Source organism: Peribacillus simplex, from assembly GCF_030123325.1.
Lineage (GTDB): Bacteria > Bacillota > Bacilli > Bacillales > DSM-1321 > Peribacillus > Peribacillus simplex_D.
The window spans coordinates 3,685,270-3,699,383 of sequence record NZ_CP126106.1; the positions used below are offsets into that span (position 1 = coordinate 3,685,270).

Below are 14,114 nucleotides of genomic sequence, written 5' to 3' on the forward strand. Positions count from 1 at the left end.
CATAAATCAAAAGAAAACAGATGATTTTTTGACCATAAAAAAAGCAGAAGATATTTAAATATCTTCTGCTCATTTGACTAAATCCCCCGTGCCGAGGTCAAATTACTAGTTTACTTTCGTTGCATTGTATGCTGATACACGGCAAGGCGCATCATCAAATGCCTAATTTAATGAAATTCTTTTATGAAAATCAACAAATTGAAGGTTAATCCTGCTGCCTGCTATCCAATATGTTATAAAGTTCTTCCATCTCATTCGTTTTAGAACGATTCATCAAAAGGTCAACAGCCTTTTTCACTTCTTCCCCATTGAATAAAACATCGTACAAGGCCTCTGTGATCGGCATATTCACTTCGTACTTTTGGGCTAGTTGATAGGCAGCTTTAGTGGTTCTGACACCTTCAACGACCATACCCATGTTTTCCAACACTTCTTCAAGCTTTTGCCCTTTACCAAGCATATTCCCAGCTCTCCAATTACGGGAATGAACGCTTGTACAAGTGACGATCAAGTCGCCAATCCCAGCTAAACCTGAAAACGTTAGTGGGTTTGCCCCCATGGCCACCCCTAGACGGGATATTTCAGCCAATCCTCGTGTCATTAATGCAGCCTTGGCATTATCCCCATAGCCTAAACCATCCGTTATGCCGGCAGCCAAAGCAATGATGTTCTTCAATGCCCCTCCGATTTCAACACCAACCATGTCCGGATTTGTATATACACGGAAATTATTATTGATAAAGATGTCCTGAACCCTTTCGGCAGCCTTCATATTCTTTGAAGAAACGGCAACTGTTGTCGGGTGACGCAGACTTACTTCTTCTGCATGGCTCGGTCCTGAAAGAACAACTATATCTTTAAGCCAATCAGCCGATGAGACTTCTTCAATCATTTCCGATATACGAAGCAGTGAATCAGGTTCAATTCCCTTACTCACATGAACGATCGTCAAAGGTTTATCATGAGCCTCTTCAATCTGACCAAGCACTTCCCTGTAGGCTTTGGTAGGCACAGCCAAAATGATTACTTCAATCCCGGCCAACGCTTCATTAAGGGAAGAATAACCTTTAATCCCCAAAGGCAATTCAATCCCAGGCAAGTATTTTTCATTCGTATGATTTTGATTTATTTCATTGATTTGTTTCTGATTATGTCCCCATAATCTCACTTCATGCTGGTTATCGGCGATTACGAGCGCTAAAGCAGTTCCCCAGCTCCCAGCTCCAATCACTGCGATACTTTCTTTATCTTTCACCATGATATAACCACCTTTACTATTTTCTCTGGCGTCCAAAAATTCGTATTGGTGTTCCTTCAAAACCAAAGGCATCCCTAATTCGATTTTCTAAAAATCTCTCATATGAGAAATGCAATAACTCCGGATCGTTAACGAATACAACGAAAGTTGGCGGCTTGATCGCTACCTGAGTCGTATAATAAATTTTCAAACGGTTACCATTATGAGTCGGTGTCGGATTCATTGCAACGGCATCCATGACCACTTCATTCAAGACATTTGTCTGAACCCGGATAGCATGATTCTCACTAGCCTGATCAATGACCGGTATTAAGGTATGTGTCCGTTTTTTCGTTAAGGCTGATAGATAAATGATTGGCGCATAATCCAAGAATAGGAAATGGGCACGGATCTTTTCTTCAAAATCCTTCATCGTTTTTTCATCTTTCTCGATGGCATCCCACTTATTGACGACGATAATGACCGCCCTACCCGCTTCATGGGCATATCCGGCAATTTTTTTATCCTGCTCACGAATACCTTCTTCAGCGTTCAGGACGACAAGAACAACGTCGGAACGCTCAATTGCCCTTAATGCACGAAGTACGCTATATTTTTCCGTGCTTTCATACACTTTACCTTTTTTCCGCATCCCTGCTGTATCAATAATGACATATTCTTTGCCATTATATTTATAAGGAGAGTCAATCGCGTCGCGAGTCGTACCTTCAATGTCACTTACAATGACACGTTCTTCACCTAATAATGCATTGACCAGAGATGATTTACCTACATTCGGTCTTCCAATCAAACTGAATTTAATGACATCATCAGCATAATCCTGGCCGCTGAATTTAGGGAAATGTTTGGCCGCTTCATCCAGAAGGTCACCAAGTCCAAGTCCATGAGACCCGGAAATCGGGAATGGATCCCCAAAACCTAACGCATAGAAATCATAAATTTGATCTTTCATTTCTGGGTTATCGACTTTATTTACTGCAAGGACAACTGGCTTTCTCGATTTATAGAGTATCTTGGCTACTTCTTCATCAGCAGCCGTTACCCCTTCACGACCATTTGTCATAAAAATTATCACATCAGCTTCGTCGATGGCAATTTCAGCCTGCTGGCGAATTTGTTCCAGGAACGGCTCGTCACCGATATCAATTCCACCTGTATCAATTATGTTGAAATCATGTGTCAACCATTCACCAGAACTATAAATCCTGTCCCGAGTTACTCCAGGAACGTCTTCGACAATCGAAACCCGTTCTCCAACTATTCTATTAAAGATTGTCGATTTTCCCACGTTCGGACGACCGACTATCGCAATTACCGGTTTTGGCATTGCTATTCACCCTTTCTGCTACTATATCTCTGTCAAAGTCACGAAATTCATGAATGCATTTATTGCGGTTGCTTTGCATTATTGATTTTCATCATTTCCTTTTAAAGGAAAAGGCTGTATCCATCATCATTTAAAGGAATCTTTCATCAGTAAGAAACAACTGATGTTCAGTTAAACTCATCAAGTATTCACGGTCAGTTTGTCCACTTTCCGCCCCAGTTCCTAAAGTAACGTGAAGCCGAACCCCCTGCATGCTCAAACTTAATTATAAACAGCCCAAAAAAATGAAGAAAGCTTCGACATACGGCTTCCTTTTTAATTATTTAGAGCATTTTACGATTTATCTACAGACCTCTAACTATCCTATAGTAACAAATTTCTCGCCAATCAACAATGATTGTATGAATAAAAGCCTTCCAATTCCATTTGGTTCCATTTATATAATCTGCCTTTTGATAAAGCGGCTAATGCCCCATACTCTTCATTGATTAAAATTCTCTTTTCCTTGTTTTGATAAAAATTTCGATTGGGATATTAAATAAATAGAATGGCCAACCATTTCCAACATTCTCCACAGTATGTTTGCGCCCAATACCAGAACTGCATTATCATGCCATGCGTAAGCAAGGGCCACATAAGGTAAAGTGTGGTAAGCAAGTAATCCGGAATATATGATATCTCCCATCATCATCCCAATTAAAAGGACGAACAATCGATGTTTCCAGTTTTTAAAAAGTAATAGGATAAGATAATTCAGGAAAATACACAAAAGATAAGCGGGCTTCATGATGAGCCATATCGGATCAAGCAAAGAAAAAAGTTGAAAACTCGCATAAGCGAGAGTGATAATAAGACTTCCGCTGATCAGTTCCATCATCTTGATGATTGTTTTCTTCCTAAAATATACACACAGTATAAAGAAAAGATACGGACCGCTCAAATGAACGGAAACCAATGGGGCTTCCAGTTTATAGCCCGCCAATACCATAACGGCTAATAGATGAAAAAGAAAATCAAAACGAAAGGGAACCGTTTTCGGAATAAAAAACATGACAATGACCCAAACTATCCATGAAATCCAATAAAATATAATTCCATCCATGCAGCGTCCCCCTTTTAGGAACATTATGGCTTGTTTATTCAAAGTATAAACATAGAGCACGGCATTTAATGAGGAAAACCTTCCCCCTATCAATTAAAAGGAGGTGTGAACATGGGAAAAGATCGGCAAGAAAAAAAATTGAAAGAAAGTAAACGGGTGGAGTCCGACAGGGACCAATCACTGGATCATAAAGGGGCAACAAGAATGGAAGGTCCTGAAGAGGCACGAAAAAGGAATAGTTAAGTCTATCCCTTAACAAAAAGAAGCATCTCAATTCGTTTCAATTGAGATGCTTCCTTTTGTGGTCATTCTTTTAGCGTACACCGAACAATCAATGCCTCTTTGAGATAACCAATGATAGGTATTTCCATTGATGACTAATTTCGATTTCCTCAGCTCTGAGATATTACCACACCCGAGTGCAGTCATGATGACCTTCAAATCTTCATGTATGTAATGTATTTCTTTAATTAACTGTTTCAAGCCCAACTCTTTATAGATTTTGAGGAAATGTCCGGCCAATCCGACTCCTTTAGCTCCTAATGCCAGGCTTTTTGTAATTTCCAAAGGGCTTTGAATGCCACCCGACCCAATGACTGAAAGTTGTGGTGAAACATTAACAGCTTCGACAATCGAAGCGGCTGTCGGTATGCCCCATTCATTAAAATATCCGAGTATCTTTGCTCGTCTTTCATTCTCGATTTTAGCAAAATTCGTTCCGCCAAACCCACCTACATCAATGATCGAAACACCCACGGAATGTAATTGCTGCACCGTTTCCATACTCATCCCAAATCCAACCTCTTTTACGATGACAGGAATTCCGATCGTACTGTTGATTTTTTCTATTCTCGAAAGGGTACCCGCAAAATCCCTGTCCCCTTCAGGCATCGTCAATTCCTGGATGACGTTAATATGAATCTGAAGGGCATTGGCCCCGATCATTTCGCTTGCCCGCTTAGCCTGTTCGACTGTTGCTTCACCACCGAGATTACCAATCAGCACACCATCAGGATTTTCCTTCCTTACAACTTTAAAAGAAGCTTGCTGGCTAGAATCCTTGATGGCTGCCATTTGCGATCCTACCGCCATGGCGATTCCTGTTTCCCGTGCAGCAATGGCTAGGTCACCATTCAATTTTTCGGTTTCAGGGCCTCCGCCTCCGGTCATGGCATTTATAAAAATTGGCGAACTTAATTCAAGTTCGCCAACTTCTGCTGTGAGGTTCACATTATTCAAGGAAATACCTGGTAAGCTTTGGTGAATAAACGAAATATCTTCTAGCCCGGTTTTATGCTGCTGACCTGTCTTTAGCGCAAATTCTATATGATCTAATTTTCGTTGTTTTCTCTCCAAGGCCATCACCATTATTATCTTATTTTAGTTTTTTCAATTGATCACCGATCATTTCACCTAGCTGAAACCCCTTCGATTCTTCTGGGAGCTCATAATCCGATGTGTTGTAATTGGATTGAGGTTCTTCAAGTTCCTTAATGCTCAATGATAGACGTTGATCCGTTTCATTGACTTCCAGAACTTTCACTTTGACAGACTGCCCTTCTTTAAGTACTTCTTGCGGTGTGGCAATATGCTTGTGCGAAATCTGTGAAATATGGACAAGTCCTTCTACCCCTGGAAAAATCTCCACGAATGCACCGAAAGAAACAAGTCGTTTGACGATACCTTCCAATGTAGAGCCTTTGGCCGCTTTTTCTGCAATGCCTGCCCAAGGTCCCGGAAGGGTATCCTTAATGGAAAGTGAAATCCTTTCATTATCACGATCGATGGATAGTACTTTCACCTGCACCTTATCCCCTTCGGAAACGACATCGGATGCCTTGTCGACATGCTGATGGGAAAGCTGGGAAATGTGGACAAGGCCGTCTACGCCTCCAATATCCACGAATGCACCAAAATCGGTAATCCTTTGGACCACGCCCTCAAGCACTTGCCCGCCTTCAATCTTATCCAAAACGTTTGCTTTTTGCTTTTCCTTTTGGTCTTGGACCACTGCCCGATGTGAGAGGATTAATCGATTCTTGTCTTTCTCAAGCTCAACGATCTTGAATGTTAAGGTTTTGTTTTTGTAATCAGAAAAGTCTTCAACGAAATAGTCTTCTACTAGAGAAGCTGGAACAAAACCACGTACGCCTAGATCTACAACAAGCCCGCCTTTGACGACATCTTTAACTTCTGCCTCAAATACGTCTCCATTTTCAAATTTCAATTCCAGGTCATCCCATGCTTTAAGAGCGTCAATCTTTCGTTTTGATAGAATGAGAGCTTCTTCTTCGACTTTAATGACTTCCAGCTCCAATGCATCACCTTCCGAAACGGCATCTGACGCCTTTTCGACATGCAGGCTTGAAAGCTCACTGATGGGTATGATACCATCAGTCTTGCTGTTTTCCACATCGACAATAACCTGTTTTTCTTCTACCTTTGAAACGGTTGCTTTAACTTGATCCCCAACTTTGTAATTGTTCACTTCTACCTGGTTCATATCTTCTGTCATTACTAACTCCTCCTTAACCCATGACTGATCAGCAAATTTCCTCTTCATCGGCCACATATTTTATTTAAAGTGGTTCAATAAAAACACTTTCCTAATAAAGATAAAAACAGTTTTTTTAGAGTAAGAAAGTTATATTCCTTTTTATCTGCAATAAGGAACGATACCCTTATTTTATAAATTCTAACAAAATCAGAAAATTGTCAAGTATGAAGGACTATTTATGCTCGGAAATCAATTTCCGAATATGGTCCATGATGATTTTTGTAGCTTCATCGGCTGATATTTTCTGTTCGCGATATTCGGTAAAATTTATTGGAGGACCGTAAACGACCTTCAACGGACGCAAAAATTTATACGGGCCGATGATTGCACACGGTATGATAACAGCATCAGACCGCAATGCGAAAAATCCTGCCCCCGCCAAACCTTCCCCCAATTCACCAGTTTTGCTTCTGGTTCCCTCGGGAAACAGACCAATCGCCTTGCCCTCCTTCAAAAGCTTTAAACCTTTTCTAAGGGATTCCCGATCGCTATTGCCCCGCTTCACGGGAAATGCATTTACTCTGGGTAATATACCCTTTAAAACAGGTGCTTGAAACAACTCTTCTTTCGCCATGAAATGAATATCTCTTGGAGATGTCATGCCAACTATGGGCGGATCCAAATTATCGATGTGATTGGCACAGATCAATACTCCGCCTTCTTTAGGGAAATGTTCTCTTCCAATCGCTTTAACCCTAAATGAAGGCGTTAAAATGCCTTTTACGACGTTTTTGGCAAATGTGTAAAAGTCCAATGTCATCTTTTCCTCTCTTCTATTAAAGACATGATACTTTCTGCAACTTCCTGAATCGATAATGAAGTCGTATCGATTTCGATAGCATCAGCAGCCTTTTTCAGTGGCGATACCTCGCGTTCGGAGTCCAGCTTGTCCCTTGTTGCGATTTCTTCCCTTAATTTTTCGATATCTGATGGAAAACCTTTCAATATGTTTTCCTGATGCCTCCGCTGTGCCCTTTCATCCACAGAGGCGATTAGAAATACCTTTACTTCGGCGTTTGGCAATACATGCGTACCGATGTCCCTGCCATCCATGACGACACCGCCATTTTCACCAAAGATTTGCTGCCTGCGAACCAATTCTTCCCGGATGCTCCGGTGCTTTGCCACTTCCGAAACGGAACCAGTCACTTCATTGTTCCTGATTTGGGCTGTCACGTCCTCATTATCCAAGAACACCAACTGACCGTTTTCACTTGGTCTTAATTCGATTTCCGTATTGATGAGAACTTTTGATAATGCTTGTTCATCATCAAGAAGAATCTTTTGATTAAGGGCCTTATAGGTAAGGGCCCTGTACATTGCACCTGTATCCACATATATGTAATTGAACTTTTCTGCAACAATTTTAGCAACCGTGCTTTTTCCAGCAGCAGCTGGTCCATCGATTGCGACTGATAATTTTTTTTCCATAAATCCTCCCAAGAATCCTACAATCATGCTGATTATTTAATACCCTTTCATTTTATCACAACTAGCGGGAAAATCATTAATAAAAGGGATGTGTACTTTCAAAATTACCTTTGTTCTTTTTTTGATCGCTACAGCCAGCAAAAGTAATCCTTCACCTGAAAACCTTCATACAAAAAAAAGCGGATCACCGCTTTTACTTATGGGTCCCATTGAATGTTTCAATGATTTTCGTATAATTATTGCTGGTGACACCTTCATACCTCGAGAGCTTGGTCAAATCAAAGATTTGATCCTCCCTGCTCAAAAGGAACTGGAAAAAAAATAAGCAGGCCAATTGGATGATGATCACTTTAATTAATAGTCTTTCGAATGTTTTCATAAGCCGCACCCTCCATCCGTTTATATTAGCAGTATGGATGGAATCGCCGTTTTTCATTCAATCACGTTAAACATACAAGCTTTTTTCTTTAAATCCACCTGCTTTTCAAATATAAATCTCATTAATGTCTGTACATCATTTTTGCAGGATCAAGAAATTGGACGTGCAGCAGCATATTTCCATGCTTTTTCTCCGTTACGCGAATGACTTTGCTTTTTAACCTTAAATAATGAATCTCACCTGATTTTAACGTAAGCGCCAGCCACAGGTATACTTGCGAAGCCGATTGAATGTTAGTGCCTTTTAAAGCCTTATCGAAGCTCCGCCTGCACTGATATCCTCCGTTAATGCGCGAAAAGGGATAAACTCGGAATGTTCTGGATGAATGGCTGTATCCAAGGTTATATCCTGGCGCACGTATTGCCTCCGTTGGATTTTCACAAACGTTTCTGCTTCGGGCAGCAATAGTTGCATCATGGGTATTCTACCCTTCACTTTTCCAAGCACTTCTGCATCGAATACATAAACAGCCTGCTCATCATTGGAAAATGTGACGTTGAACTGTGTCCATCCATGAGAAATGCAATTTTTCCAGTCCCAAATTGATGGGTAAGTCGGTATAGACACAACCCGTTCCCATTTTCGACAACCATACAGTTGAACTTCTCCTTCTGTTGCGGGTATTTCGGTTCGAGCATTAATATATCACCAATTTTAATCATCGTCGTCCACGTCCTTTTTAACCGAAAGGAAACTGCGCAATATTACCTACAAATTTCCCATATAATCCAATAATCATTTAAGTTATTATGTCATGAAATAAGAAAAAGGGAAAGTGACTAAGCACATTTCCCTACAACTAGTGGATCATGATTATAGTTTTAATTAAATTATATTTTCGTATACCGGTTCGGAATTCTTTAATTTTTCCACCTTTTCTTCTTGACCGGAATCTGCATTAATGAAAATACGGTAGGTATCATCTTTAATCGTACCGAGAAATTCATAACAAAGAACTTCTTCACCGATATCATTGATGATTAACGCCTTTCCTTCTTCCATTATTTTTACATTAGTGTTAATTTTATCCTTAGCTTCTTTCTCGGAAATATTCGGATTCCCTATTTCCCTGGTTTTATGTGATTTTAAATACTCGTCGGCTGAAAACCCTATAACGGAACCATCATCCAATGCGATTTTGACCTTGACTGAATCTGGATAAATCTTGACGCCATTTTCTGATGTTACGAAATTCAATAATGCGATATTATCGTATTGAGCACTTTCAAATAATTCAAGTGAACTGAAATTATGTTCCTTTAAAAAATCTTCGGCTTTTGTATAGGCTTGATTCAAATCAATATTCGTTTTGTTCACGTCCCTATTATTGATATACCAAATAGGGTAACCGCCTTTTTTTGTCAAATCCATATTCAATTCGGTATCGGAATCTTTGTCGAGGATGCTCACACTATAAAATCCAAAATCGGAACCTTTTCCGTTTTCCTCCACATTCACCTTTAAATTCTTGCTTTTTGAATGTGCATATTTTTTTGCCGTCGCAATTGCTTCTTCTTTTGTAATGGTTTCACCCTGCAAATTTTTGAAATTTTCATCCCTCTGTTGTGCAGAAGTAAAAGTCGGATTCATCTCATTCGTTTCGCCGTAACCAGATACTTTTTTCTCTACAGTCTTTAATCCGTCGATGATCGTGTTATCCGAATTTTCTTTCCCTGATGCAAGAGCCATTTCGACATCCATCCATCTTAAATTGTTTTTAAGGACTAGATACTGCACTTTTCTTAACTCGCCCTGGATGTCCCCTGCCTGTGTGTACAAGGATTGGAGAGTCGCATATTCCTTATCATTCAATGGTTCTTTTTCAAGGTCACGTACCGCTGTTTTATAACTGAAATCCGCAATTTTAGATAAGAATTCCTCTGTCTTGTTAAAAGGAAGCAAGGTCAATGGCAACTGCCCGACATCACTTTGGGCTTCGGAAGTAATACGCCAAACATCTGTTAAAGCCGGACTTAATGAATAACGTGAATTCATTGCCAAAGTACTGCCGACCTTATCGTGCAATATATCCACTTGATAGCTTAAATCATGAAAGGCTCGCTGATACGTATTTTCCGCGTTGATCAATACAGCATTCTTTTCCTTATGTTCTTGATAGCCCCAGAATGCAGTTCCCGCAACAACTACAACTAGCAGGGCAATCACTATATTCCTGATCATTTTCCTTCACCTCTTTACTTACAAAAGATATGTTTTCCGATTCTTTTAATTTGTTCCCTTGACCAGATCCATTTGCTTGTTGCTGTAGCAGGATTAAAGTAATATTCCGCGTTACCGCTTGGATCCCACCCATTGATAGCATCCACCACGGCTTCTTTCGCCCTTTCGTTCGGTGTCAGCCAAATCTGTCCATCCGCAACAGCCGTAAAGGCCCCAGGTTCAAATATCACTCCAGAAATGGTATTAGGAAAGGCAGCACTTTCCACCCTATTCAGAATTACTGCTGCAACTGCAACCTGACCAGTATATGGCTCCCCTCGGGCCTCTCCATAAACGGCATTGGCCATCAGCTGAATATCGTTTTGAGAATATCCTCCTGGAAGATTGGCTGATGTCGTTGTTTTGGAAGGGGCATTTCCGGAAGCGGCCCCTCCGGAAGTAGATCCATTTCCTTTCGCTTTTACCTGTTTTTCAATGGGGACTCCCCCATAATAGGTGAACTCGTTCCCTTTATTGATCTGTTCGTGAACAAATTGTTTATTGAAATTAGACGCATTGGTCAACTTCTGTTTTGTTGTTGTCCCTGCCAAACCATCGATTGGAAGCCCGAAATCTTGTTGAAAGTTTCGAAGTGCCCAATAAGTGCCCCATCCATAGGCTCCATCAATCTTTCCTTTATAGTAACCGATGTTTTGCAGACGTGCCTGCAGTTCAATTACATCATCTCCAACCGCACCTTTTTGAATGACTTGGCCCGAAAAGGCATTTGTTCTTGTTTCCGGGTAAATTACGAAACAAATAGCTATACACGAAAACAGCAAAAGCCATTTCCATTTTGACGAAATTCCTTTCATCAAAAACACTCCTCTTTTTCTTGAATTAATGTAATTCTATTTTCTTCTTTACGGGTTTTTTTATTCCAAACATAAAAAAAACGGAGCGGGCAAAATATGCCAGCACTCCGTTTTGATAGTATTCGTCATTTGCTAAGGAAATGATTTTGTGAAAGTTTTTTTGCGTGAAAGTCAGACAACAAACGTGCTTTCTTTACTTTTTTCATACCTAACCACCATAGATAAATCATGAATGGCATAATAAAGTACACCCAAAATTTTTGGGAGACTAAAATATAATCGTAAACCCCATGTAACGAAATCGGTATGATCAATGCCAATAATAAGTAGACCCTATTATTCGAAGCCGAAAATTTAGCCTTGCCCAAATAATATCCCATGATCACACCGAACAAAGCATGACTGGATACAGGGAGAACCGCCCTGAGAAAAGCGTGTTCCACCCCGTTGGCCAGCAGGTACAAAATATTCTCCATCGTGGCAAACCCAAGGGAGACTGCCGCTCCGTAAACAATTCCATCATATGGTTCATCGAATGCCACATGCTGATAAATAACATAAATGAGTATGAACCACTTGAAGAATTCCTCAAGCAATGCAGCCCATAAAAAAGCATTTGCTAAATCAGTATTCAGGATATGTTCGGTTTCGAGCACATACTGTATGAACATAATCGGCAATACAAGAAATACACCGAATAAAAATGTTTTGACCACAACCGATATCGGTTCGGTTTCATATTGATCTTTCAAATAGAAATAGCTCAGTAGCGCCAACCCTGGCGCAATAGCCGCTGACAACATGACCAGCATTAGCTGACCCTCTTTTCATCTTCTTTTCCTTAATCGTACCATGGAATGAAGAAAAACTGAATCCAAGAATCAAGACTTCCAAATTTTATTTTATCCCTCAGTACTTAAAGAAGCTCTCATCTATCTGGTTTCCGCTTGCCAGCATGACAGCTAACTTAATTCGAGCCTTCTTGCTATCATAATCAGCGCCTAATATCACACCTCGTTGTTTTAAATCAAATGCGCTGCCTTCATAATCATAAGCGGGGTAAACTTTTCCTTCTTCTGCACTTGTAGTCATGATGATCGTAATCCCTTTATCGATTGCAGCTTGTATGGAAGTTACCATTAAAGGGGTAACTTGTCCCCGTCCTACACCCTCAAGCACAATTCCTTTCGCACCGTCTGCAACCGCAGCATCAATAAAGAGGCCATCAGCGCCTGTATGGCATTTGATGATATCCACCCTGGGGATGCGATTCTCAATATCATAACACTCCCTATGTATAGGTTTTTGATAGATGCTGACTACATCATTATCAATTATCCCCAAATATCCATAGCCAAATGATTCGAACCCCTGCAAATTGGAAGCATGAACTTTTTTGACATACTTTGCAGAATAGATCCGCTCATTAAAAACGACCACTACCCCAACATCCCTAATAAGATCACTCGCGGCGCATAATATCGAATTCCTTAGATTGGAATATACATCGGTGCCCACCTCTTGAGGAGAACGTTGGGAGCCGGTTAATACGATAGGACGTTGATCCTTACTCGTGACATCAAGGAAATAAGCCGTTTCCTCAAGTGTATCCGTACCGTGGGTCACGACGATTCCCGTAACTTCGGGATCCTCCAATTCCTTTTGAACGGCTGACTTAAGCTGTTGCATTTTCTCAAAGGACATGGACATGCTTGAAATCCGGAAAAGATCAATCACTTTAACCTCGATATCGTTGGGCAATTCGCAAAGTGATGCCAACTCATGGCCAGTCAATGCACCAGAGGCCAACATACCATTCACAGTTTCTTTACTGGCAATAGTCCCACCAGTCGTTATTAATGATATTTTTTCCATACAGTCACTGCTCCTCATTTAAATAATCACTTTTCTTTAACAGCCAAATGATAGGCAATCAATCCCCCATGAAACCTGCCGTTCTCGATGAAGATTTCGTTCGCATTATTTCCGGCTGCCAGAACTCCTGCAATATAAAGACCTTTAACGTTCGTCTCCATCGTTTCCTCGTTATATGCGGGCCTACCAGTCTCCTTATCAATAGTAATGCCCATTGAAGCTAAAAAGGAATGGTCAGGATGGTAACCAGTCATTGCAAATACAAAATCATTTTTAATGACTTTTTCCTCAGTACCCACATGATAGATGACGCTGTCTTCCGTTATCCTGTCAACATTTGCATTAAATTCCATCTTAATGGTTCCATTGCGGACTAATGATTCAAATTCAGGAAGAATCCAAGGTTTGATACTTGGGGAGTAATCCGATCCTCTATAAAGTACTGAAACCCTTGCTCCTGATTTGACCAATTCCAGAGCGGCATCCACACTTGAGTTTTTGCCACCGATGACTGCAACATCACAATTGAAGTAGGGATGTCCCTCCTTGAAGTAATGAAACACTTTAGGGAGTTGTTCACCCGGTATGCACATATAGTTAGGATGATCATAGTAACCGGTCGATATGATCACATGCAAAGCTGTATACTCACCTTTCGATGTCTTGACTAAAAACTTCCCATCTTCTCGTTTTTCCACCTTTTCCACTTTTTCGAATTTATTGACCCGCAATTCTTTCCTTCTGGCTACCTCCCTATAATAGGCTAGCGCCTGATTGCGGACCGGTTTACGGTTTTCGATTATAAAAGCGATATCACCAATCTCGAGTTTTTCACTCGAACTGAAAAACGTTTGATGTGTCGGATAACGGTAAATGGAATCAACCACATTGCCTTTTTCAATGATCAAGGACTGTATGCCCACTTCTTTAAGAGCGATTGCAGCAGCCAATCCACAAGGGCCCCCACCTATGATAATGACTTCTTCAACATTCATCTTTATTCCACTGCCTTTCCATGCACTATGTAATACGTTCGTCTAAAAATAAAAACTCCTATCAATACATGATAGGAGTTTTTACAAATCATTTC

Annotated in this window: 15 protein-coding genes; 1 reads left to right on the forward strand and 14 read right to left on the reverse strand. The window is 40.5% G+C overall.

Annotation, left to right across the window (positions count from 1 at the left end):
- Positions 1-205: 205 nt before the first annotated feature.
- The 3 genes from QNH43_RS17345 to QNH43_RS17355 all read right to left on the reverse strand — a co-directional run bounded on the left by QNH43_RS17345 (position 206) and on the right by QNH43_RS17355 (position 3,687).
- Positions 206-1,258, reverse strand: coding sequence for an NAD(P)H-dependent glycerol-3-phosphate dehydrogenase (locus QNH43_RS17345; protein WP_283915074.1), 1,053 nt, complete (start codon positions 1,256-1,258; stop codon positions 206-208).
- Between the two features lie 16 nt (positions 1,259-1,274).
- Positions 1,275-2,585: a ribosome biogenesis GTPase Der gene (der, locus tag QNH43_RS17350; RefSeq protein ID WP_063233202.1), complete on the reverse strand. Its 1,311-nt coding sequence runs from the start codon at positions 2,583-2,585 to the stop codon at positions 1,275-1,277.
- A 481-nt stretch (positions 2,586-3,066) separates the two neighbouring features.
- Entirely contained in the window at positions 3,067-3,687 is a 621-nt protein-coding gene (locus tag QNH43_RS17355) for a YphA family membrane protein (protein WP_283915075.1), read from the reverse strand.
- A 111-nt stretch (positions 3,688-3,798) separates the two neighbouring features.
- Between QNH43_RS17355 and QNH43_RS17360 the strand changes: the two genes are divergently transcribed.
- Positions 3,799-3,930, forward strand: a complete 132-nt coding sequence (locus QNH43_RS17360; protein ID WP_076365623.1) for a YpzI family protein — start codon at positions 3,799-3,801, stop codon at positions 3,928-3,930.
- A 27-nt stretch (positions 3,931-3,957) separates the two neighbouring features.
- Here QNH43_RS17360 and fni read toward each other — a convergent pair whose 3' ends face one another.
- From fni to QNH43_RS17415, 11 genes are all read right to left on the reverse strand, one after another.
- The gene (gene fni, locus QNH43_RS17365) at positions 3,958-5,043 is read right to left on the reverse strand and encodes a type 2 isopentenyl-diphosphate Delta-isomerase (RefSeq protein ID WP_283915076.1); all 1,086 of its coding nucleotides are present in this window, start codon (positions 5,041-5,043) and stop codon (positions 3,958-3,960) included.
- 19 nt (positions 5,044-5,062) lie between these two features.
- Positions 5,063-6,202, reverse strand: a complete 1,140-nt coding sequence (gene rpsA, locus QNH43_RS17370) for a 30S ribosomal protein S1 (RefSeq protein WP_076365621.1) — start codon at positions 6,200-6,202, stop codon at positions 5,063-5,065.
- A gap of 214 nt (positions 6,203-6,416) precedes the next feature.
- On the reverse strand, positions 6,417-6,998 hold the full coding sequence (locus tag QNH43_RS17375; RefSeq protein ID WP_076366317.1) for a lysophospholipid acyltransferase family protein: 582 nt from the start codon (positions 6,996-6,998) through the stop codon (positions 6,417-6,419).
- A 2-nt stretch (positions 6,999-7,000) separates the two neighbouring features.
- Positions 7,001-7,675 (reverse strand): (d)CMP kinase, encoded by a 675-nt coding sequence (gene cmk, locus QNH43_RS17380; RefSeq protein ID WP_283915077.1) that lies wholly within the window; start codon positions 7,673-7,675, stop codon positions 7,001-7,003.
- Between the two features lie 193 nt (positions 7,676-7,868).
- Positions 7,869-8,054 (reverse strand): YpfB family protein, encoded by a 186-nt coding sequence (locus QNH43_RS17385; RefSeq protein WP_048681726.1) that lies wholly within the window; start codon positions 8,052-8,054, stop codon positions 7,869-7,871.
- Positions 8,055-8,357: 303 nt separating this feature from the next.
- On the reverse strand, positions 8,358-8,681 hold the full coding sequence (locus tag QNH43_RS17390) for a PilZ domain-containing protein (protein ID WP_283915078.1): 324 nt from the start codon (positions 8,679-8,681) through the stop codon (positions 8,358-8,360).
- A gap of 258 nt (positions 8,682-8,939) precedes the next feature.
- Positions 8,940-10,295, reverse strand: a complete 1,356-nt coding sequence (gene ypeB, locus QNH43_RS17395; RefSeq protein ID WP_283915079.1) for a germination protein YpeB — start codon at positions 10,293-10,295, stop codon at positions 8,940-8,942.
- 14 nt (positions 10,296-10,309) lie between these two features.
- Positions 10,310-11,140: a spore cortex-lytic enzyme gene (gene sleB / locus QNH43_RS17400; protein WP_434060206.1), complete on the reverse strand. Its 831-nt coding sequence runs from the start codon at positions 11,138-11,140 to the stop codon at positions 10,310-10,312.
- Between the two features lie 134 nt (positions 11,141-11,274).
- A complete protein-coding gene (gene prsW, locus QNH43_RS17405; protein ID WP_283915081.1) occupies positions 11,275-11,961 on the reverse strand; it encodes a glutamic-type intramembrane protease PrsW in 687 nt (228 codons plus the stop codon).
- Positions 11,962-12,058: 97 nt separating this feature from the next.
- Positions 12,059-13,024 carry an asparaginase gene (locus QNH43_RS17410; RefSeq protein ID WP_283915082.1) on the reverse strand — a complete coding sequence of 322 codons (966 nt, stop codon included), beginning with the start codon at positions 13,022-13,024 and terminating at the stop codon, positions 12,059-12,061.
- 26 nt (positions 13,025-13,050) lie between these two features.
- Positions 13,051-14,019 carry a YpdA family putative bacillithiol disulfide reductase gene (locus tag QNH43_RS17415; RefSeq protein ID WP_283915083.1) on the reverse strand — a complete coding sequence of 323 codons (969 nt, stop codon included), beginning with the start codon at positions 14,017-14,019 and terminating at the stop codon, positions 13,051-13,053.
- Positions 14,020-14,114 lie beyond the last annotated feature (95 nt).